Consider the following 22,505-nt stretch of genomic DNA (forward strand, 5'->3'; position numbering starts at 1 on the left):
AGATTCGGATTAGGTTGATCACTCTTTAGGTTATATTTTTCATTTTTACAGGTTTTAGAGGTTAGTGGTATTAGTCATCTTTTCCGAAAGCAAATATATCTTCTTCTTAAAACCTGCAACAATAGTACAAAAGCAATTCTGTGGGCATGTCTTAAATATATACTACATTGTCTCAAATCTATATATGTGACTTCTGTTAATGCGGATTTGTTTCTCGTTTACTATCTGTAAGATATTTATCTTTGTCATAATCTTATATCAGAATTAGGACAAAATACATCCATGAAAAAAATCGTATTAAACGCTTCATTTTTTCTGATCGGTCTTATATTGTGTCAGAATATAAATGCATATAATCTCCGCCAGATATCCAACCATGATGGATTGTCAAACAGTGCGATACTCTCTATTTGTCAGGATAAAGACGGCTTCTTGTGGTTTGGCTCTTGTGATGGGCTCAATATGTTTAACGGTCTTAGCATTCGGGTATACAAGCCAACGGATGAGAAGAACAACTTGTCGGGTAATCTTATCGAAAATGTATTGGAAACAGAGGATGGTATCCTTTGGGTGTACACAAACTATGGACTCAACAGGTTGGATAAACGCACTAAAAAGATTGATTCTTTCAATCAGTTCAAAGGGCGCTATTTGATACAAAAAGATAAGAACAATCATATCTTTATTATAAAAGAGGATGATTGTATCTATTATTATAAAAAGGAGACCAAAACCTTTGAGAAGATAATATTAAGAGGATTAAAATATAATGATATTCTGAATTTTGTGATCACTTCCGATAACAAGCTTCAGGTGTTTACAAAAGATCAGTCGAATCCGGCATACCTTATAAAAGAGAGTAGGGAAGGGGATATAAAGCTGGAAAAAGAAAAGCTGTTTTATCATAATGAAAATCTCTTGTATTGCTTCTACGAAAGGGGCGTTTTGGATGTCGTGTACTTTATAGACAATACCTACACCTTGTATGAATATCATTTCGCCGATAAGAAAAAATACTATGTCAGGAATCTTAAAGAGATTATACAGAAGAATGGTGAGATATCTTCGGTAATAAAACATCACAACGATTATTTTATCGGATTCAAGACCAATGGGTTGTTGAGATTGAAATATGTATCCGATAAGCTGGATAATTACCAGCCTGAAGATATAGGAATCAAATCGGGTATTTTTTGTTTAATAAACGACCGCTATCAGGACTTGGTTTGGATAGGTACCGATGGACAAGGGGTGTATATGTATTCAAATGATATGTACTCGATCAGGTCTGCGGTGTTCAATACATTTACAGCGAATATAGAAAAGCCCGTAAGAGCTTTGTTTTTGGATAAAGAAAAAACATTGTGGATAGGTACAAAGGGGGATGGGATTGTGAAAATAAAGAATTATGATTTCAATCAGGCTCCTTCTAAATTTTCACTCGAATATAGCAATACAGGAAATACTGCACTGACCGATAATTCTGTATATGCCTTTGCGAAGAGTAAGAAAAATATACTGTGGATTGGTTGCGAAGAAGGACTGAGCTACTATTCGTACAGCGACAGATCGATAAAGCGAGTGCCGCTGATAGCGAACGGAGACCCCGTAAAATATATACATTCTATCTGTGAACTTAACGACTCTACGCTATGGCTGGCGACAGTGGGTACGGGCATTGTAAAAGTGTCAGTCGCAGGCACTCAAAATGCTCCTGTATTCAAAAATGCAAGCCGTGTTACGATAAGAGACGGCAGGGACTCTCAGAATTATTTTTTTACAATCTATCAGGAAAACGATTCCATATTATGGTTCGGAAACCGAGGATATGGTGCATATAGCTTAAATACAAATCAACATAAACTGGATACGCTTGTGCCCGATAAGGGGATAAATCAAACGTTGAATGATATATTCTCTATTATTAAGGATTCGAACAATGCATTTTGGTTTGGTACTAGTTTTGGTTTGGTTAAGCACGTTTCGGGTAGAAGTGACAAGATATTTAATGAAAGAAACGGCTTTCCGAATAATACGATTCATGGTATATTGGCCGATGAGAGAAATAATCTTTGGCTGAGTACCAATAGAGGAATTATCAAATTTAATATAGAACAAGATAATTTTCAAACATATTCAAATCTCAATGGCTTGCAGATTATAGAGTATAGCGATGGTGCTTATTTCAAGGATGAGGAATCCGATATCTTATTCTTTGGTGGTATTAATGGCTTTGTGGCTATCTCGGAGACGGGTATGGCTCAGCCTGAGTATTTTCCTCGCATTCAGTTTGACAATCTGATGATTTTCGGTCAGGAGAAAAACATATTCGACTTTTTACAATCGAATGGAGAAAATGAGACGCTTGAACTTAATTACAATCAGAACTTCTTCTCTATATCTTTTACTGCACTCGACTACGTAAACGGGAATAATTACACATATTATTACAAACTAGATGACCTGAGTAAGCAGTGGATTGATAATGGAACGTCCAATAATATTTCGTTTACAAGTTTATCGCCCGGGGAATATACATTGTTTATAAAATATATGAACCGCCTTACCGGAAAGGAAAGTCCCGTATATTCGATAACAATAAAGATAACACCTCCGTGGTATCTTTCGCCATTGGCGTATGTGTTGTATGCAACAATGGTGATATCTGTTATATATTTGCTTATACGAGCAGCTATTATAAAAGACAAGAAGAAAAAATATAAGGCGATGATGAAAATAAAGCAACGTCATCAGGAGGAAGTACACGAGTCTAAGCTACGTTTCTTTACCAATATCGCCCATGAATTTTGTACTCCGCTGACGTTAATATATGGGCCTTGTAACCGTATCTTGTCGCATGCCGGTTCCGATAGTTTTGTGAGGAAATACACACAGCTTATACAACGGAATGCCGAGCGTCTGAATGACCTGATTCAAGAACTTATCGAGTTTAGGCGGATCGAAACAGGGAATAAATCTCCTCAGATAGAACCGCTTTCTATCACAGATATAGCGCATGATATAAGCGACTCGTTCAACGACTTGGCCGAGTCGAAAAACATACAATTCAGCAAGGATATTGAAGACTCTTTGGTTTGGAATTCAGACCGTGGATTTATATATACGATCTTGTCTAATCTGGTGTCGAATGCATTCAAATATACGGCTATCAATGGATTTATACAGGTTGAAGTATATCAGGAGAACGATGAGCTGTTGATGATTATATCCAACACAGGGAAAGGGATTAAAGCAGAAAATATAACAAGGATTTTTGACCGATATAGTATCCTCGACGATTTTGAGAATCAAGAAGGGAAGAGAGAATTCTCCCGCAATGGTTTGGGATTGGCCATCTCTTATAGTATGGTCAAGTTGCTGGATGGTACAATTGAAGTAAACAGCATACTTGATGAGCGTACCGACTTTATTGTGAAACTACCGCAAAAGGAAGTCTCCGATGTATTGATTGATAAGAATCAGGCTTTACCCGAAATCACGATAAGAAAAGATTATGAGCCAATGATGGAGCTCCCGAAATATGCCTTTGATAAGTTGAAGCCAACAATTTTTATTATTGATGATGATGTAGAAATTTTATGGTTTATCAGTGAGATATTTGCCGATGAGTATAATGTAATTCCTATAGATAAGCCATTGCTCGTGGATGAGATGCTGACACAGATACATCCCAATATTATCATTTGTGATGTTATGATGCCCGGCAGGGATGGAATCTCTCTTACGAAGGAAATAAAATCGGATAAAAAGACAGCACACATTCCGATGATATTGGTTTCGGCAAAACATACAATTGAGGAACAAATAGAGGGATTATCGTCGGGCGCAGAGATGTACCTTGCCAAGCCTTTTAATGCAGACTATTTGCGCACATCTGTAAAACATCTTATTTCGCGCAAAGAAACACTGAAGGACTATTTCAGTTCACCGTTGAGTGCATTCGACCTATCCGAAGGTAAGATGACTCATAAGGAGAATACAAAGTTTATTCAGGATATCTACAATATCATCGAAAAGAATATAATGAATAACAAACTCTCGGCTCAGTTTATTGCCGCAGAACTGAATATGAGCCCACGTCATTTATATCGCAGGTTGAGTGAAGTAGAAAGCGATAGCCCGGCAGATATGATAAGGGAGAGCCGTTTGTACATAGCCCGAAATTTACTGTTAAATACCAAAATGACGATAGATGAGATAATCTATAAATCGGGATTCTCTAACAGAGCCACCTTCTTCAGGCAGTTTGCTCAAAAGTATGGTTGTACACCTAAGGAATATAGAGATAGGGAAATGTATGATGTGTAGTGTGAAAATATAAAGTAAAGTCACAATAAAAAAGCTCTGATAATTTTATCAGAGCTTTTTTGTATGATTTATAACTAACGAAGATTAGTTAGTAATGCCTAATTTAGCTTTTACTTTAGGTGAAGCATCTACAGCAGTTGTAGGGCTTGTATAAAGAGTTGCCGCAAAATTAAAGATATAAGTATAGCCATTTTCGTCGCCAACATCTTTGATCGCTTTTCTCAATTTATCTTGCAATGGAGTGATCAATGCTTGTTGTTCTTTTTCGTATTCTTGTTGGCTTGTTTGCAAGAATGTTTGATATCTGTTTTGCAGATCTTCCAACTGTTTTTGTCTGTCAAGTACGATTGATTCGGTAAGTCCGGTTGTGTCTCCCTTGAAAGCCTCAACTTTATCGTTGTACTCTTTTTCTAAAGCTGTCAGATTTTTTCTTATCGTTTCGCTTTTTGTTGCAAGTTTAGATTCAACTTCTTTTAGTTCCGGCATTTTAGAGAACACCTCTTCTGCATTTATAAATGCCAATTTATCTTGTGCAAATATTGAAACCGGAGCAACAATCAGCAGCAATAAAAATAGTTTTTTTAACATAGTGTATAAGTCTATTTGATTAGTTATTCTTTATTTAGGTGACAAATATAAATAATTATTTTGAATATCCGAGCTTTGCTAAAACTTCATTACTTATATCTATTCGGGGGGAAGCAAAAATAACACTTTCAGCTGATGATCTGTCCATCACTAGCTGATATCCTTTGGCTTCCGATATCTCTTTTATTGCGTTGTAAATGTCGTCCTGTATGGGTTTTACAAGGGCTTCTCTTTTCTTGAAAAGTTCGCCTTCGGGTCCGAAATATTTACGATTCAATTCTTGTAAACTCTTTTCTTTTTCTACAATTTCGTTTTCTCTTTTAGTCTTTTGCTCTCCCGATAGAAAAACAAGGTCAGACTGGTACGACTTGTACATGTTTTTTACTTCCTGCTGCACCTTGTCAACTTCTCCCTGCCATTTTTTAGACATTACGTTTAGTTGCTCCTGAGCAGTTTCGTACGTGCTTATATTTTTTAATATATATTCCATATCTATCAACGCAAACTTCTGAGCATAGCTTCCGGCTGCAATTCCGATAAATAGAGCAAATAGTAATAATAATCTTTTCATAACTGTCAAATTTAATGTATTATATCTATTAGACGCACAGTTAATCTTTTAGTTTAGTAACTTGCTTATAAATAATGTTAAAAGGCTTTTTAGAACTCTTGTCCAATGATAAAGTGGAATTGGCTTCCGCTGTTATCACGAGATCCATTGATCGGGTCGAATCCGTATGCCCAGTCTATACCCATTAGTCCAATCATCGGTAGCATGATACGTGCTCCAAATCCTGCTGAACGTTTAAGATCGAATGGATTGAATTTATTTAGATCGCTCCAAGCGTTACCTGCTTCAACAAAACCAAGTAGATAGATCGTAGACGATGGTTCGAGGATAAGCGGATATCTTAACTCAAGAGCCAGACGAGAATATGCACTGGCCTGTGTGCCCAACGATCCGTTTTCATATCCACGAAGTCCGATTGTTTCTGTTGCGTATGTGCTCGAATATCCCGACATACCATCACCCCCCATATAGAATGTTTCGAATGGAGATTTCTTATTTTTGTTGAAATAACCCACAAATCCATATTCGGCACGAGTCATCAATACAGGAGTTTTCACCACATCTGATAATGATGTATATGTTCTTGCTTTAAATTTCCATTTGTGATATTCTATCCATGTGAATTTTTCGCTTGGCTCATAATAACCATCGATTTTCTTCATCGACGCATAGTCTTTGCCATCCCACAACGAGAATGGAGGTGTTACCTGTAAGCTAAGAGATAGGTCTGTTCCGCGACGTGTGTATATAGGATTGTCGGTAGATCTTCTGCTCAATGTAAGATTCAAGCTTAGGTTGTTTGCAATACCATCTTTAACGATGAAGTATGCCCAATCTTTCATGCTATATCTTTGATAAGACAACTCTGTTTGGAATGTAAAATAGTCATCAGGCCATGTCAAACGTTTTCCGTAGCCTACCGATAGTCCGATCATTGTTATCGATTTGTTCGGGTCGGCTGCAAAGCTGTAATCTCCATAACCACTACCATAGCTACTACCATAGCCACCATAATAGCTGCTTAGAGCAGAATAACCATAACTGTTGTTTATGTAGCGGCTGTTTATATCTGTTTGACGAGAATAGTAAGCACCTACAGATAAGGAGTTAGGGCGTTTTCCTCCAAACCAAGGATCGAAGAATGAAACGGAATATGATTGATAATACTTAGCATTTGTTTGAGCGCTAAGAGTCAATGTTTGTCCTTCACCTTGAGGAATAATTCCTTTGTATGTACCCGGGTTGAATAAGTTTTTCAAAGAGAAGTTTGTAAACTTCAAACTTAATTTACCGATAATACCCGTTTGTCCCCATCCCGCAGAAAACTCTACCTGGTCGTTTGCTTTAGATACCAAAGGTAAGCCTACATCAACTGTTCCTGAATCTTGATCTGGTTCTATTTTCGGATTATTTAATTGCTCAGGGTCGAAGTGTCCCATTTGAGCTATTTCTCGTATCGAACGGATAATGTCATCACGACTGTATAGAGCTCCCGGTTTTATTCTTAATTCGCGGCGTACGATATCTTCATATACTCTATCGTTACCCGATATTGTTACTTTACGGATTTTAGCTACAGGACCTTCTGTAATACGTATCTCCAAGTCAATAGAGTCATTCTCTATGTTCACCTCTACAGGGTCGGCATTAGAGAATAAGTAACCATGATTTTGATAGAATACATTCATCACAGCTCCTTCGTCTACCGAAAGACGTTCGGTTAGTTTCTTCTGATTGTAAACATCACCTGGTTTCATATTCAACTGTGTTTGCAATTGCCATGTCTGATACACGGTATTACCTACCCATTTGATGTCTTTAATGAAGTATTGTTTACCTTCATCAACTTTTATGTCGATGTTTACCTTGTCAGGTTTGCCTTCTGCATCAGCCGTATATACAGTATCCCAAAGGATTGTAGCATCACGGTAACCCAATTCGTTATATTTGGCTATCAAGTTGTTCTTGTCTTCTTCAAAGCTTTCAGGTACATATTTTGTAGAACGGAGGAAGTTGGCAAGCCAAGACTTAAAATTGCTTTTATGTCTGGTCTTTTTCATCGCTTTTTCCAGCGTTCTGGTTGCTACCTCTTCATTCCCTTCTATGGTGATTCTGTTCACTTTGGTCTTGTTTTTCTTAACTACATCTATGTTAAGAATAACATGATTTTCTTTCGACAAATCAGGTGTCTCAGTCAGAGATATCTCTGCTTTGTTGAATCCTTTTTCGTCAAAGTATTTTTTTATGATTGTTTTGGCTCTGTCCATTTGGTATGGGGTGATTTGCAGATTTTTCACCATCCCAACCTTAGCGGCGATATCCTGACGTTCCGACTTCTTCATTCCTGTATACACGATATCAGAAATACGAGGCCTTTCTTTCAGGTTGATTTCGAGCCATATTTTATTACCTTCTATTTTTGTAGCGGCAATTTTTACATCCGAGAATAATCCTTGTCTCCAAAAGCGGCGAACTGCATTTGTTACTTCAGGGCCGGGTACCTCTATTATATCTCCGACTTGTAGCTGTGCAAAACCAAACAATGTGTAATCTTCATACATCGGATTCACTAAACCGGTGAGTTTAAGGTCGGCAATTTCATACTTCTTACTGGAGTTGTATGTAATTAGCGGTAAATCCTGAACATTTGCTTCAAGAGCCTTATTCACATTTTTGATTTCGGTGCTGTCTACCCCTTGTGCTTGTATTCCTGTGGATACAAGGCATAGAATAACAGTCAGAAAGAATAAACCTTTATTTAACATATTTGGTCTAAGAATTATTATCGAATAATATTTTTATTAGTATTAATGCTACTCTTGTTTTGTGAACTTATGGTTTTGTTGATACCTGTTCACTGGTTTTACCAAAACGGCGTTCCCGGTTTTGGAAGTCTACAACGGCCTTGAATAACGATTCTTCGTTAAAGTCGGGCCAAAGCTCATCTGTGAAATAAAGTTCGGAATAGGCTATTTGCCAAAGAAGGAAATTGCTAATGCGCAGCTCGCCTCCGGTTCTTACTAATATATCAGGATCGGGAATTCCTTTCGTAGACAAATACTCTGGAATTAGAGATTCTTCGATGTCTTCCAATTTTATTTTTCCGGCTTTCACATCACTCGCTATTGTCTTCATGGCCTTTGTCAATTCCCACTTCGAAGAATAACTCAGAGCCAGCACAACTGTGGTGCCTGTACATACCGATGTTTCATTCAAGCAGAAATCCAGCGCTTTCTGTGTGTCCGCGGGCAAACGGTCTATATCACCTATCACCTTTACCCGTATATTGTTTTTTATCAGATCAGGGGTTTCGTTGGCTACAGCCTGTATCATCAATGCCATCAGTGCCTTAACCTCTTCTTCGGGTCTCTTCCAGTTTTCGGTAGAGAATGTGTAAAGGGTTATATAGGCTATCTCGGCTTTGGCCGCTGCCTCAATTGTTCTGCGTACAGCAACAATGCCTTCTTTGTGCCCAAAAGAGCGATCCAGATTTTGACTTTTCGCCCAACGCCCGTTGCCATCCATGATTATGGCTACATGTTTGGGTATTCTAGTTTTATCTATTTGGTCAAAATATGACATTTATATTTTATTTTAAATTAATCAGAATTTAAGCAAGGACACACTCTACGTCCGAAATCCCATGTTATAGTAAACATTGTAAGGGAATACCAATCGTTGTTCTTGAATATGCTACCTTTTATCCCATAAGGGCTATCGAGGTCAAATTTACTGTTTTTCTCGGTCACGTCAAATGAGTCGCTGAATAATTTCCTGAAAGAGAATTCAAATCCTATATTCAAGCGATCTTTCATTTTGTATTTCAGCCCGATGCCTATAGGTATATTTGCATCTAAGAATTTCTTCTCTCCCGAAGCAAAAGTTATTCCTACACCTGTAAACACGTATGGTGTTATCCGTTTGGTGCCAAGGTAACTGAACTTATCACTATAATTAAATAAATTGAACTCAATCTGGCTTCCTAATTCGTAAAACATCCTGCTGAAGGATGCTTGCTGATCATGCGGAAATTTATTTCCCATGTTTTTGGTGTCGCCCGATACTTTGCCTATTACAAAGTTGTTTTTTACAGACCATCTTAAGTCTTTATTATATCTGAAAATAACGCCGGCCGATAATCCCGGGTTCTGATATAATTTTGTCTTATTGGCATCTCCCATATAGAAGGATGTGCCTGCCATTCCGCCAATCTCATATTTGTAGTCGTCTTGTGCGTTGAGTGTGATAGACGAGAAGAGAGAGGCTGAAATAAGTATAAAAATTAAAAGTATCTCTTTTCTCATTATAAATTTATTATTCAATATCTATCTTTATCTAACGCAAAAGTAAGACAATAAGTATATCGACTGCCAGTTTTTAATCTGGGGGAACTTACGGATTAAGACGATTTAAGCGACCTCTCCAAATCTCTTTGACTGGTGTAGATCCTGTTTTTGGTATTCCGCCGAATATCCAAATATAGTTCTCACTATCTACTATTACCGATTGCCCCGAGGCTTTAGGTATACTTGTACTTAAACTTTCTTTGGATGGAGCTAAAATCCATTTAACGCCCATGCTGTCACTTTTATATAGTATATTTCCGGTTAGCGCAAACAAGTAGGTGTCGTATGAGAAACAACTGATACCGTCATTCGCACCGAATAGTAAGTTAACTTGATTTGAACCTAGTTCCAGAAGATTGTCATCTCCCGCACGTAAAGACCATGTGAGGTTCGATTGCTGATTGTTGAACCCTCTACCTCCTGTGATGGTTAGCACATTGCTGCTCAGATTTGCCCTGTTGATAAAAGTAACCGGAGAGAAATCTGAAACCGGAAAGCTTTGGCTTATTTCGTTCGAGAATGGATTGCTGCTTAAGTTCTTCACAACAACTAACGTTTGCATGTCTGCTGTTTTAGCGAAGTAGTATTTACCGCCTTGTTCCGTAGCTACTAAGAGTGAATCTTTTGCTGCAGTGGCTCCCGGTAATACGCCATAAATAGCTTTTACTTCGTTATTCTTGGCTGTCCAATTGATACCGTCGTTAGAACTGTATGATTGATTGTTCTTGTCTACAACATAGAACGTATTGTTGAATAGTGTTATACTTTCTATTACAATATTTGCAGCCGAAGGCCCTGTTGTTATTGGATTTTTAGACCATGCAAGAGCTCCTTTTGATGCTTTATATACAGCTAGATTACCGTCTGCAATAGTAAATGTATAGAAATCGTTATCTTTCAATACTGTTTTTTGTTGTATTCCAACTGCATCTGGTAGTGTGGCTACCTTGTGCCATATAATTGTATCAGGGTCTATCTTGTGTATTCGTATATCGATTGTATATTCTCTGCTGTCAAGGCCATTTGCCGCATATACCTTGATTTTAGGATTTAATGCATAGTTGATAGAATCTGTACCGTTCCATTCTGCAATAGAATCGGGATATACAAGCTGAAGCTTACCGATACCGTAAGACGAATATGTGAGCGTTGTGGCAAATTTCTTTATTTTTGTTTTGTATGGCAATGAGTCTATGTTGTAAATGAGATTTCGACTCTGATCGATTGAAAATTTGGTGCTTGCCATTATAGGATAGTTGACAGAGTCGATAGAAGATACCGCTATGGCTGACAACTTGAACGAATAAATCTGAGCATCGGCAGAACCGCCTTCAGTTGTAGTAGTCGTATTATTATCATTACAAGAACTTAATGCAATGAGTGAAAAAGTTACGAAAAGTAGTAGGTAAGAAAATTTCTTCAACTTCATTATTTTAATCAGTTTTATTCAATATCAATGTGCAAAAATAGAAAGAATTTCGGCTTATGCGTCAACAAATCTAATATTTATATAATTTTATGGTTAGGCTAAACGTATATGAATGTGTTTAGAAGCCCCCCAATTTATTTCATTTAAGATATGCCCCGCAATGATGGGAGCTCGTACTCCATTGTTGAATGTAATGCCCGAAATTTCTATGAAGGCTTCATCCCACAATCGTTTATCTATAATACTTTGAAGCAATTCTTGTCCTCCCTCAACGAGTACCGAAATGATTTTCCGCTTTTTGAGTGTCGTGAATATATTCTCCAACAGGTTTTCGTCGAATGGAATTTGGATGAAAGTAACTTTCTCCAGCTTCGGAAAAGACTCCTTTTCGGTGAATACAAGCGTTTCTACTTTTCCATCAAAAATCGTATAATCGAGCGGTATGCGTCCTTGCCTGTCGAGTATGACACGTACGGGGTTTTTTCCATACCAATGTCGTGTCGTAAGCGACGGATTGTCTTTTATTGCCGTATTTGTACCTATCATAATTGCAGGAACAACTGCTCTTTTCTTATGTACAAGCATTTTCGAAAACTCATTCGATATCGGCGTTGGCTGAGGAATGTCTTTCTCGCCTCTGGCTTTGTCTATAAAACCATCCTGAGTCTGTGCCCACTTGAGGTATATATATGGTCTGCCTTTTGTTTGTATGGTAAAGAACTCTTTGTTTAGCTCCCATGCTTCCCGCTCCAATATTCCTACATCAACCTTTATACCGGCATCTTGCAGCATCTTTATTCCTCGTCCCGAAACAGCAGGGTAGGGGTCGAGACATGCGATTACTACATGCGGAATCTGGTTGTCGATAATCAGTTGTGCACATGGAGGTGTTTTTCCTTGATGTGCACATGGTTCGAGTGATACATAGATGGTAGACTCTTTGAGCAATGATTTGTCTTTCACGCTGGCGATGGCGTTCACTTCGGCATGGGCTTTGCCATACTCACGGTGGAAGCCTTCTCCTATTATCTTATCGTTGTGAACTACTACAGCACCCACCATCGGATTGGGACTTACAAATCCTTTTCCATTGAGAGCCAGTTGCAGGCAACGATACATATATTTTTCGTCAACAGTCATTCTTTTGAGTTTCTACAACAGAGAAACGCAATTATTACGAGGTTATTTTACTGTAAAGATTTTTTTATAAAATATTATTTGGCTGCGATTACTTCTATCTCCACCAATGCTCCTTTTGGCAGGTCTTTGACAGCAAAAGCCGAACGTGCGGGGAATGTTCCCGAAAACTGTGTAGCATACACCTCGTTCATTGCCCCAAAGTGAGCTATGTCGTTTAGCAATACGGTAGTTTTTACAATATTGTCGGTTGTAAGACCTGCTTCGGTAAGGATCGCTTTAATGTTTTTGAAACATTGTTCGGTTTGTTCCTTAGCGCCGCCTTCGGGAAAATCACCCGTTGCCGGATCGATAGGAAGTTGTCCGGAAAGAAATACCATCCCATTTACTTCTATAGCCTGGCTGTATGGCCCTATTGCCGCAGGTGCATTATTCGTTGAAATTATTTTTTTCATTGTATGCTGAGTTTGAATGATGAAAATTATTTTATGCCCTTCTGACGTATCACTTCATAAATCAGTACTCCGGCTGCAACAGATACATTGAGTGAGCCTATTGTGCCGAATTGAGGTATTTTTACAAGATTGTCTGCTATTCGCAAATTGTCGTTCGATACTCCCGTGTCTTCTGCACCCATCACAAAAGCTATAGGGCCTGAGTAGTCTACAGATGTATAGTCATCAGCACCACGCTCGGTGGCTGCAACTACTTTTATTCCGCTATTTTTCAGGAATTGAATTGCATTGGTAAGGCTTTGCTCCTTGCATACAGGGATTTTGAGCAATGCTCCTGCTGATGTTTTTATGGCATCGGCATTTACGGTTACACTACCCTTTGCCGGTATAACGATTGCATCTACACCCGCTACTTCACACGTACGTGCAATGGCTCCGAAGTTGCGCACATCGGTGATTCCATCCAGTACTAGAATGAAGGGGTCTTTCCCCTGCTCGTACAAGAAAGGAATAATATCTTCGATATGCTCGTATGTGATAGCCGAAAGGAAGGCAATTACCCCCTGGTGGTTTTTGCGTGTAAAACGGTCGAGGCGTTCGTTGGGTACACGTTGCACCGCAATGTCTCGTGATTTTAGCAAAGCAAACAATTCTTTCGAAAGGTCTCCTTGAAGTTCACGTTTTACAATTACTTTATCTATTTCTTTTCCGGCTTCTATGGCTTCTATTATAGCACGTATGCCGAAAATCATTTCTTTCTCTTTCATTCTGTTATATTTAGGGTCGCAGACCTATTTGTTATTTTTTGTATGTGTGGCAACTACTATTCGTTGATAATGATAATGTTATACTAAATTTTTCGGGTTGCCTACCTCTCGTCTTTGCAATGCTAATTTACTTTTTTTGTATCCATATCCAAAATATATGATCAATCCGATTGCAAGCCATATAAGGAACATTACCCAGTTAGACCATCCCAACTCTGTCATCAGATATAAATTGGTAAGGATTCCCAATACGGGTAGCAACGAAAACTTATACCTGAATGCCGCAACAGACAATCCCAACCATATAGCCCAAAAGACTATCAGTAAGGGTTTGCTGACAATAACTTCTGTATAATCGGTTTTACCAATAAACAAAGATACTCCAACTATGAATAATATAAAAATGATATATTGCCCATTTATGTAGGGAACCTTAAATTTAGCCTTTTTACTTTCTCCTTTATGATCGAGAAACAGTACTCCCGAACACACAAGGATAAATGCAAAGAATGTACCTACGCTGGTAAGATCGACTACAAATTGCATGTCGAGAAACAATGAAGGTATACAGACTACAATCCCTGTAATAATAGTGGAGAAGGACGGAGTCTTATATTTGGGATGAATTTTCGAGAACTTAGGCCATAGCAATCCGTCGCGGCTCATTGTCATCCATATACGGGGTTGCCCGATCTGGAAGACGAGTATTGCGCTTGTGATGGCAATTATCGCTGTAAAAGATATTACCCCTGCCACAAAGTCCATATTTACCAATTGGAATACGTATGCTAAAGGGTCGTCTACACCCAAGTTTTTATAGTTTACCATTCCCGTGAGTACAAGTGCTATTGCAACATACAATATGGTACATATCCCCAAGCAGTAGAGCATTGCACGCGGCATGTCCCGTTGTGGATTTTTGCTTTCTTCGGCTGTGGTAGATATCGAATCGAAGCCGATGAAGGCAAAGAAGACAGCAGCCACACCCCCGAGAACCCCTTGTATGCCATTTGGTGCAAAAGGAGACCAGTTTTCGGGTTTTACAAAAAATGCTCCGATAAGGATTACGGCAAGTATTATTCCTATTTTGAGATATACCAATAAATTATTGAGCGTTTTAGATTCCTTTATCCCCAAGAAGACAAGAAAAGTAAGTGCGGTAACTACAAGTCCCGCAGGCAGGTTGATCAATATTTTTGAGCCGAAAAGTTCGGGGGCATTCTGATATATTTGGGCAGCCTTTAGTATGTGTGCAGGCAGGTCTGTACCTCCATGCAGTACTGCATTATGGGCTTTGTACGCCGTGGCGTATCCTATGGCGAGCCAGTCGGGCCACTGTATGCCAAACCCTTGCAGCAGGGTGGTGAAATATTCAGACCACGAAATTGCTATCACCATATTTGATACAGCATATTCGAGTATCAGTGCCCAGCCTATTGTCCATGCAAATATTTCGCCTAACGACACATAGGTGTATGTGTACGCACTTCCACTCACTGATATCATAGATGCAAACTGAGCATAACACAACGCTGTGAAGATACAGGCTATGGCAACAAAAACAAAAAGGAGCGACACTGCCGGTCCTCCATGAAAAGCTGCACGCCCTATCGTGCTGAAAATACCTGCGCCTACAATCGCAGCAATACCGAAAAGCGTCAGGTCTCTCACACCGAGTACTCTTTTCATTCCCGAGCCGATAGAATCGCCCTCGCCGGAGATGCTATCGATGTTCTTTTTTCTTATAAAAGAATTTAAATTCATCTATGTAAATATTCCTTTTCTATATTATAAAGAATTTGCAGATATAACAGGAAGCTTAATTTATATCGCTAATTATAATTTTGATTTTTATAAATTGATTGTATAAATGTCATATACTGTGGCTCTCGCTCCAAAGCCTTCTTTTTGCTCTATGAGCCCCTCGTTGAGATACAATCCGTTGTCTTCGGTGGAAACCCCATAGTCGAAGTATTTCTTGTCGGGATATGCTTCACTTATTATATGGTCTACCAGCAAATCTGTAGCTCCCTTTTTCTTTCCCTCGTCTGATGCTGCAATGTATTGGATATGTGCAACTGTTTTGGTTTCGAAAATAAGGCAGCCTGCAACTATATCCTTATCCGCATTTTTTACGGTAAAGAGATGTATGTTTTTCGGGAATTTCTTTTTCAATAAAAGAATTTCTTCCAAAGAATGCACCGGCTGTTTGTTGTATCGTGTTTGCAGATTATGTTCCAAGATTTTCCAAAAACCTTCCCAATTGTCAGATTTCTTTACTTTCAGATCACTCTTTTCTGCTTTTTTTATTCCTCGTTTTCGGAGTTCAGAATATTTTATTTTTTCGGAGATAAGTATCGACGATGATATATTCCGTTCTGTAAGCTCCGCTTTGTTGCGAAAGAGGGCATACAGGTCTTCTTCTGCGGGTTGCTGATGATAGATATGAGGAATAGCTTTGTAAACAATCTTCTTTATCCCTTGCCTGCGAAATGTGACGGTCAGGTATTCAAATGCAGATAATATATTTTTTGCTTTTGTATCCTTACTCATTATCATACCGCCGTATGTCAATCCCTTGTGAGAATAAAACACTTTGTTTTCGAGATGTCCCGGCAGAAGGGCAATCAATTTCCCTTTTTCGAAGAAGAGTAGAGAATAGTCTTTAAAGCGGTTGCCGTGATATTCTATAAAATCCCGATATAAAAGAAATGTGCCATTTTTCGAATTGCGAACAAAATTATCCCATTCGAGCTTGAAGTCGGGCGTGTATATTTTAATTTCCATCCTGACGGTATTTGATGAAATCTGAATAAGAATGAATGTAATTCATAGGATCATACTCGTCGGATGCTAATGCCATACATCTTGCATTCGGCGAATACTCTGTCTCTACCGCCCATATACCCGGAGGAATATGAAGCCCGTAAGAAGAGCTATCAAGGGTGACTGTTTTTTTATTTATCCCGTCATTCAACTCTACTTCGAAATTGCCCTTTATGGCGATCAGTATTTCGTGACAAAGCTTATGGGCATGCATCCCTCTTCTTTCTCCTGCGGGGATATCATAGATATAGAAAACCCGCTTTACGGTAAAGGGGATATAGTTTGCTATATTTTTATTCTCCTCCAGAGGGATAAGCGCACAATCTGATACTGCATATTTTTTTGACGAAGAAGCCTTTTTAGTTGAAGTTATAGATTTCTTATCAGATGATATAATCAAACCTATTGCATTTTCCGATATGCATTTTATCTCGCCTTTGTCTTGAGTATAAAATGCTTGGTGAGGTTTATCGAGTGTATATCTTTTATTGTGAACGGATATTTCTACAACGCCTTGCAAAGCAATCAATATCTGTTCGTTCTTTTCTAAGTCTTGCTTTTGCGTAATCAGCGAAACACAAGAGATATCGAACGGTATATGCTGCCCTATTTCGGCAAAGGTAAGCTTGCCCCGATGGTCTGTGATGGTTGGTAATTCGATAAAACTGTCTCTCTCCATATCCATTATCTTAGCCAAGGTTCAGGATTCATCTTGTTTGTACCTTGCCAGAGTTGGAAGTGCATTTGAGAGTAGCCCGTGTCGGGATCGGTATATACTTTACCCAACGACTGACCTGTTTTTACGGTATCACCTTGTTTCACATATATGCTCTGTATATTGCCATAGAAAGTGTAATAGTTTCCATGACGGACAATGATACAGGTGTTGTATCCCGGAATTGCGGCTACGTAAGTTACTTCACCATTAAATACGGATTTGGCATCGGCTCCCGCTTGAGATCGGATGTCTATACCTCCGCTCGAGGTGGTTACATTCCATTTGCTGTGCTGGTGTGTACCAAAACGTGTGGTAATGGTTGCGTTTCCAGATATAGGGTAGGGAAGTCTACCCTTATTTGCCGCAAAGTTGTTCGATAATGTTATATTTTCGGGAGTAGAAGTGGCAACCGGAGTGCGTGTTGTTGTTCTGCTTTCACTCGATCTAGTCCGATTCTTACTCTTATTATTCGTTGTCGCATTATTATTTTTCGCTGCTTCTGCACGCGCTTTTTCTTCGGCTATTCGTTTTGCTTCACGTTCCTGACGGGCTACCTCTTCGGCGATGAGCTTCGCTATCTGTCTGTCGAGGGCTTCGGCTTGATTTCTCTTCTGAGTCAGTATTTTTTGGAGGTCTTTCTGTTTGCTTTGTGCTTCGCTAACCTCTTGCTGATAATTTGTTTCTTCTTTCTTTAGCTTGTCTTGTTCCGAAGAGCGAAGATTGATTAGCGTCACCTTTTCGGTCTTTACTTTCTTCAACGCTTCTTTTCTTTCTTTGAGCGTTTCGCTCTTTTCTTTAATCTCGTCAGCCTGCTGGCTTCTCCACTCCGAGTATTCTCTCAGATAACGCATTCTTCGGTACGACTCGGTGAGTGATTTGCCCGATAGGATAAACAGCAATTTGTTTTCTCCTTGCCTGTTGCGCTGCATGGCATCGATGGCTTTGGCGTAATTGGCTTGCTTTGCTTTCAGCTCGGCTTCGAGGATTACAATTTCCTTCCCTATCTGTATTTCTTCGGCAGAGATACCGCTCACCTCCTGTTCGAGAAGTCCTAATACTTTTTGGCGCGAAAATATTTGGTTCGAGATCAGCTTTATTCTGTCTAGCAGGTTTGTTGTTGTTTTCTTTGTTTCACGCAGTAGCTTGTCTGTGTTTGAAATCTCACGCAGGGCATCTTTCCTTTGCTGCTCCAGTTCTTTTATTTTGGCTGTTTGAGCAAAAGAAGAAATACTAATGACGAGTGTGAGTAAGAGAAGTGTTTTTCTCATTTCAATTTTATGTAAGCTCCTATAATATCCGAAAATCCAACTTTTTTGTATTTAGAAGGAATCGATGTATCTACACTAAAGTCTTTATCTATATCCAGATTGTCGTATGAAATATTGATGTTGGCTTGTTTTTTTGCAAAGCTAACCTTTGCTTCCATATTTGTCGGATATACATGGTTGTTGTCTTTGATAAAGTTGCTGTAATCCCATTGGATGGAAACATTCTTTTTTTCCTGACTGATAAGGGTAGATATAATTCTGTCGGATGCATCAACCTCGAAGTTATACAACAAATCGCTTTTACCTTTTGTTTGCATCAGGTACGTATCGTTTGTTGAGGTAACTTTAAACTTTCCGAAGTCTTTATTTACGACCTCTTTATATCCGGGAATAAATAACCTGTTGGTAAACAGTGCCTGAAGGTTGTAGTAATTGAAGTCGAAGCCTGCAACTACTTTCGAGTCTTTGTAGCGTTCTGCCATGTATTGTTTTTTTAGGCGGTCTATGATAACTATACTGTCGGGCGTGAAGTTGATGCGCATAGCCTCTCCTCCTATAAACGGTATTCGTACCGAAGCCTGAAGTATACTGTCTTTTATTATTTTAAATACCGCAGGAACTTTTTGTGACGATTTGCCCGATTTGAACTCGATGCTGCCCTTTGTGGTCAGCGTTTTATAATCGAGCTCCGATTTCAGGGCGTCGGCAATCACTTCATTGTTGTTCTTCTCGGCCAATGTGCCCCCTGTAGTCAGTGCTTTTTTCGATCCGCAACTGCTGATTGCAAAGGGTATTGCCAGAGTGACAAGTGCTATAAGTATATATCTGTTGGATAGTTTCATTTTTCGACAAAGTAAGTTTTTGTTTCAATTTTTTTGTCCAGCGTTTTCGATTTGCTGTCACCTTTCTCTTTTGCCTTTATCCAGTATTCCAGTGCTTTTTCGGTCTCTCCGGTTTTGTATAATACATCGCCGTAATGTTCCAGTACCTCACTGCTGATTTCTGTCTTTTTTTCTTCGCTATACTTTATGGCGTTTTCGATATATATTTTTGCCATCGTGTAAGCTCCTTGCTCAAACAATACCCATCCGTAGGTATCCAAATAGGTAGGGTTTGTTGGTTCTGCTTTTACCGTAACGCTACTCATTCTCTCTGCCTTGTCCAAGTTTTTTCTGGCTACGGAAAGGAAATAGCTATAATTGTTGAGTACACCCATGTTGTTAGGGTTATACTCTATCGCTTTGTCGTAGGTAAGGAATGCACTGTCGAGCTTGTTGAGGTGGTAATACAAGTCACCTATTTGCCCGTAGAAGTCGGATAGAAGAGATACGTTTTCTTCGTCTACATATACCACTCCTTTTTGCAGTGTTTCCAGCGCAGTATTATAATCATCTTTCATATACTCCGAAATACCCAAGTAGAAGTAAAACTGAGGTTGTTCGGGGTTGTATGATATGGCTTGCTTACAAACTCTGATTGTCATGTCCAGACTGTCTGGAAATGCTGTGCTCAGCAGTTGTTCCCATCCTACAGGATTGGTAGGGTTGGCTTCTGCAAATACCTGATATTGGAATCGAGCTTCTTCTTTTTTGTTTTGCATCATCAGGAGATTGCCATACATAAGGTTCAGCTTCGGCTCTTGCGGATGTTGTACCATCAACGAGTCGAACAGCTGATTGGCTACCTTTGTGTCCTGTCTGTTTTGCTGCAAAGTGCCTACATACTGAGCCAGAATAGCCAACTTGGTGTCGATCTCCATCTTGCGGCTCATAAGGGCTGTGTGAAGTTCTTCTTCGGCTGCCTCTTTGTTGTTTGTTCTTTCGTAATATTCAGCAAGTGACGATATCAGATAAGGATCTTCGGGGTCGATGGATTTTGCTTTGCTGTAGACCATGTACGCCTCATTATTTTTCCCCGCTTGTAAGTATAAGTTGGCAAGCAATATCTGATATTTTATTTCGTACGGATATTTGTCTATATACTTTTGTATTTCTGCAAAAGCCTTGCTCTCTTGTTTTATTGCTGTATACAGTTGGTACTTATGCAGGCTGATCTTTTCGTTCAGTCCTACTATTTGCTCCAGCTTGTCGAGGGTCGATATCGCCTTGTGTATGTTTCCATCCTGGCGATAGGCTTCCGACAGATATACATATAAGTCCGAGTTGTCGGGGTTGGATACAAGAAGCTTTTCGAACTGTTCTATAGCGTCGCTATATTGCTTAAACTCTAAGCAAAGGCTTGCATAGGCCATGTTGTAATAGAAGTTGCTTCCGTCGTAGCTTGTAGCCTTACGGTAAAAATCCAACGCCTTATTTTTATTATCCAGCGAATTGTAATAGTTACCCAATTCGTAATACACATTGGCATTCGTAGAGTCGATAGCCAAGCAGTATCCCAAAAGGTCGAATGCCGAGTCAAATTTACTTGTCGCTTTGGCATTCATAGCCTCGTGAAAGTAATAGTCAAACTTGCGCTTGTCATCTTCCGACAGTTTAGCCATCGGCAGGTTTTGAGCTTGAGATACGACACTGTTTTTGACAGTCTTCTTCTGTGCCGATAGATCGGAGAATGCTGAGACAACAAATAAGAAGAGAAGGACGCTGTATATAGTTCTTTTCATATAAGAATATAGTTCTTTTTTATTTTTTTCCTGTGTGCCCAAATCCTCCGTTGCCACGCTCAGTCTCACTGATCGAGTCCACTTCTTCCCATACTACTTGCGCATGCTGGGCTATAACCATCTGGCAAATTCGTTCACCATTGTTTATAACAAAGTTGTCGTTGGATAAGTTGACTAAGATAACGCGGATTTCGCCCCGATAGTCGGCATCTATTGTTCCCGGAGAGTTAAGTACGGTCAATCCGTGTTTAGCTGCCAATCCGCTGCGAGGGCGTATTTGCGCTTCGTAGCCCTGTGGGAGCTCCAGATAGAGCCCTGTAGGAACCATCGTTCTTTCGAGGGGTTTTAGTGTGATCGGATTTTCTATATTAGCCCTGAGGTCTACTCCTGCTGAATAAGGGGTGGCATACTCGGGAAGGGGATGTTGCGATTTATTTATGATTTTTACTTTCATTGCAATGATTTGTAATACCTTATTATATAGTGTGCGAAATTAGTTAAATCTTTGCAATCTACTTCGCTAATTGATAAAAATTAAGAATTAAAGAAGTTGTTTAAAGTTTTTAGATAAAGCTTTTGATGGATAAAGCTTTTTTGAGTTTTGGATATTTGTTTACAATCGGTATCTTTGCAGCCTAACAAAATATATAAAAAATGGCAACAGCATACCATAATTTATCATCGTACGATCCGGCTACAGTGCCCAGTGGAACAGAAATGACAGTCGGTATCGTGGTATCGGAATGGAACGAGAATATAACAAAGCCTTTGCTTGACGGAGCGTATAGCACATTGAAGAAGCATGGGGTGAAAGAAGAAAATATTCTGATCGACTTTGTTCCGGGAAGTTTTGAGCTTGTTTTTGGCGCAAAACATCTGGCAGAAAATAAGCCGGTGGATGCCGTTATCGTTATCGGATGCGTAGTAAGAGGAGATACTCCACATTTTGACTATGTATGCAGTGGCGTAACTCAAGGTATCGCAGATATGAATATTCGCTATGATATTCCATTCATATTCGGACTTTTAACTACCGACGACATGCAGCAGGCTATAGACCGTGCCGGAGGCAAGCATGGTAACAAAGGGGATGAATGCGCAATAACTGCGATAAAAATGATAGATTTTTACCGCAGAAATTTGGAGGAATAAATAAAAGTATTACCTTTGTATCCGCAAAGCAAAAAGGGCAGTTACCAAAGCGGCCAACTGGGGCTGACTGTAACTCAGCTGACTTACGTCTTCGGAGGTTCGAATCCTTCACTGCCCACTTTTTGAGATGCAAATTATACATTGCGGAAGTAGCTCAGTTGATAGAGCATTAGCCTTCCAAGCTGAGGGTCGCGGGTTTGAGCCCCGTCTTCCGCTCTGATAACAGAAAAGCAATTACAGAAATGTAGTTGCTTTTTTTGTCCTAAAAAAATACTGCTTTTAGGTGTAAAGTTAGCAGG

At 39.3% G+C, this 22,505-nt stretch carries 18 protein-coding genes and 2 tRNA genes; 4 read left to right on the forward strand and 16 right to left on the reverse strand.

Translation table 11 applies throughout. The annotated features are described in order from the left end of the window. Nucleotides 1-282: 282 nt before the first annotated feature. Nucleotides 283-4,329, forward strand: coding sequence for a two-component regulator propeller domain-containing protein (locus tag E4T88_RS06010; RefSeq protein WP_135104576.1), 4,047 nt, complete (start codon nucleotides 283-285; stop codon nucleotides 4,327-4,329). 84 nt (nucleotides 4,330-4,413) lie between these two features. On the opposite strand, the gene E4T88_RS06015 is transcribed toward E4T88_RS06010, so the two are convergent. From E4T88_RS06015 to dut, 16 genes are all read right to left on the reverse strand, one after another. Then, the gene (locus E4T88_RS06015) at nucleotides 4,414-4,917 is read right to left on the reverse strand and encodes an OmpH/Skp family outer membrane protein (protein WP_135104577.1); all 504 of its coding nucleotides are present in this window, start codon (nucleotides 4,915-4,917) and stop codon (nucleotides 4,414-4,416) included. A 55-nt stretch (nucleotides 4,918-4,972) separates the two neighbouring features. Continuing rightward, nucleotides 4,973-5,488 carry an OmpH/Skp family outer membrane protein gene (locus tag E4T88_RS06020; RefSeq protein ID WP_006843849.1) on the reverse strand — a complete coding sequence of 172 codons (516 nt, stop codon included), beginning with the start codon at nucleotides 5,486-5,488 and terminating at the stop codon, nucleotides 4,973-4,975. Nucleotides 5,489-5,577: 89 nt separating this feature from the next. Beyond that, nucleotides 5,578-8,253, reverse strand: coding sequence for a BamA/OMP85 family outer membrane protein (locus E4T88_RS06025; RefSeq protein WP_135104578.1), 2,676 nt, complete (start codon nucleotides 8,251-8,253; stop codon nucleotides 5,578-5,580). A 67-nt stretch (nucleotides 8,254-8,320) separates the two neighbouring features. Next, nucleotides 8,321-9,070 carry an undecaprenyl pyrophosphate synthase gene (uppS, locus tag E4T88_RS06030; RefSeq protein ID WP_135104579.1) on the reverse strand — a complete coding sequence of 250 codons (750 nt, stop codon included), beginning with the start codon at nucleotides 9,068-9,070 and terminating at the stop codon, nucleotides 8,321-8,323. Nucleotides 9,071-9,087: 17 nt separating this feature from the next. Next, the gene (porG, locus tag E4T88_RS06035; protein ID WP_135104580.1) at nucleotides 9,088-9,792 is read right to left on the reverse strand and encodes a type IX secretion system protein PorG; all 705 of its coding nucleotides are present in this window, start codon (nucleotides 9,790-9,792) and stop codon (nucleotides 9,088-9,090) included. Nucleotides 9,793-9,880: 88 nt separating this feature from the next. Beyond that, nucleotides 9,881-11,263, reverse strand: coding sequence for a DUF6242 domain-containing protein (locus E4T88_RS06040; protein ID WP_135104581.1), 1,383 nt, complete (start codon nucleotides 11,261-11,263; stop codon nucleotides 9,881-9,883). A 93-nt stretch (nucleotides 11,264-11,356) separates the two neighbouring features. Continuing rightward, nucleotides 11,357-12,403 (reverse strand): bifunctional diaminohydroxyphosphoribosylaminopyrimidine deaminase/5-amino-6-(5-phosphoribosylamino)uracil reductase RibD, encoded by a 1,047-nt coding sequence (ribD, locus tag E4T88_RS06045; protein WP_135104582.1) that lies wholly within the window; start codon nucleotides 12,401-12,403, stop codon nucleotides 11,357-11,359. Between the two features lie 74 nt (nucleotides 12,404-12,477). Next, nucleotides 12,478-12,855 (reverse strand): RidA family protein, encoded by a 378-nt coding sequence (locus E4T88_RS06050; protein WP_135104583.1) that lies wholly within the window; start codon nucleotides 12,853-12,855, stop codon nucleotides 12,478-12,480. A 26-nt stretch (nucleotides 12,856-12,881) separates the two neighbouring features. After that, nucleotides 12,882-13,622, reverse strand: a complete 741-nt coding sequence (gene rlmB, locus E4T88_RS06055) for a 23S rRNA (guanosine(2251)-2'-O)-methyltransferase RlmB (RefSeq protein WP_135104584.1) — start codon at nucleotides 13,620-13,622, stop codon at nucleotides 12,882-12,884. Nucleotides 13,623-13,700: 78 nt separating this feature from the next. Next, on the reverse strand, nucleotides 13,701-15,386 hold the full coding sequence (locus E4T88_RS06060) for an amino acid permease (RefSeq protein ID WP_135104585.1): 1,686 nt from the start codon (nucleotides 15,384-15,386) through the stop codon (nucleotides 13,701-13,703). 87 nt (nucleotides 15,387-15,473) lie between these two features. Beyond that, entirely contained in the window at nucleotides 15,474-16,409 is a 936-nt protein-coding gene (locus tag E4T88_RS06065) for a GNAT family N-acetyltransferase (RefSeq protein ID WP_135104586.1), read from the reverse strand. Beyond that, nucleotides 16,399-17,127 carry a sugar 3,4-ketoisomerase gene (locus tag E4T88_RS06070; RefSeq protein ID WP_135104587.1) on the reverse strand — a complete coding sequence of 243 codons (729 nt, stop codon included), beginning with the start codon at nucleotides 17,125-17,127 and terminating at the stop codon, nucleotides 16,399-16,401. The genes E4T88_RS06065 and E4T88_RS06070 overlap by 11 nt, the downstream gene beginning before the upstream one ends. 5 nt (nucleotides 17,128-17,132) lie before the next feature. After that, on the reverse strand, nucleotides 17,133-18,434 hold the full coding sequence (locus tag E4T88_RS06075) for a murein hydrolase activator EnvC family protein (RefSeq protein ID WP_135104588.1): 1,302 nt from the start codon (nucleotides 18,432-18,434) through the stop codon (nucleotides 17,133-17,135). After that, nucleotides 18,431-19,276, reverse strand: a complete 846-nt coding sequence (lolB1, locus tag E4T88_RS06080) for a lipoprotein insertase outer membrane protein LolB1 (RefSeq protein WP_135104589.1) — start codon at nucleotides 19,274-19,276, stop codon at nucleotides 18,431-18,433. Before lolB1 ends, E4T88_RS06075 begins: the two co-directional genes overlap by 4 nt. Continuing rightward, a complete protein-coding gene (locus tag E4T88_RS06085; RefSeq protein ID WP_135104590.1) occupies nucleotides 19,273-21,054 on the reverse strand; it encodes a tetratricopeptide repeat protein in 1,782 nt (593 codons plus the stop codon). The genes lolB1 and E4T88_RS06085 overlap by 4 nt, the downstream gene beginning before the upstream one ends. A gap of 19 nt (nucleotides 21,055-21,073) precedes the next feature. Next, a complete protein-coding gene (gene dut, locus E4T88_RS06090; protein WP_135104591.1) occupies nucleotides 21,074-21,508 on the reverse strand; it encodes a dUTP diphosphatase in 435 nt (144 codons plus the stop codon). Nucleotides 21,509-21,708: 200 nt separating this feature from the next. On the opposite strand from dut, the gene ribH reads away from it, so the two are divergent. The 3 genes from ribH (at nucleotide 21,709) to E4T88_RS06105 (ending at nucleotide 22,422) form a co-directional block, all read left to right on the forward strand. Next, on the forward strand, nucleotides 21,709-22,206 hold the full coding sequence (gene ribH, locus E4T88_RS06095; protein WP_135104592.1) for a 6,7-dimethyl-8-ribityllumazine synthase: 498 nt from the start codon (nucleotides 21,709-21,711) through the stop codon (nucleotides 22,204-22,206). Nucleotides 22,207-22,241: 35 nt separating this feature from the next. Then, nucleotides 22,242-22,324, forward strand: a tRNA-Tyr gene (locus E4T88_RS06100). A gap of 25 nt (nucleotides 22,325-22,349) precedes the next feature. Beyond that, a tRNA-Gly gene (locus E4T88_RS06105) sits at nucleotides 22,350-22,422 on the forward strand. Nucleotides 22,423-22,505: the final 83 nt, after the last annotated feature.

The organism is Dysgonomonas mossii, from assembly GCF_004569505.1.
GTDB lineage: Bacteria > Bacteroidota > Bacteroidia > Bacteroidales > Dysgonomonadaceae > Dysgonomonas.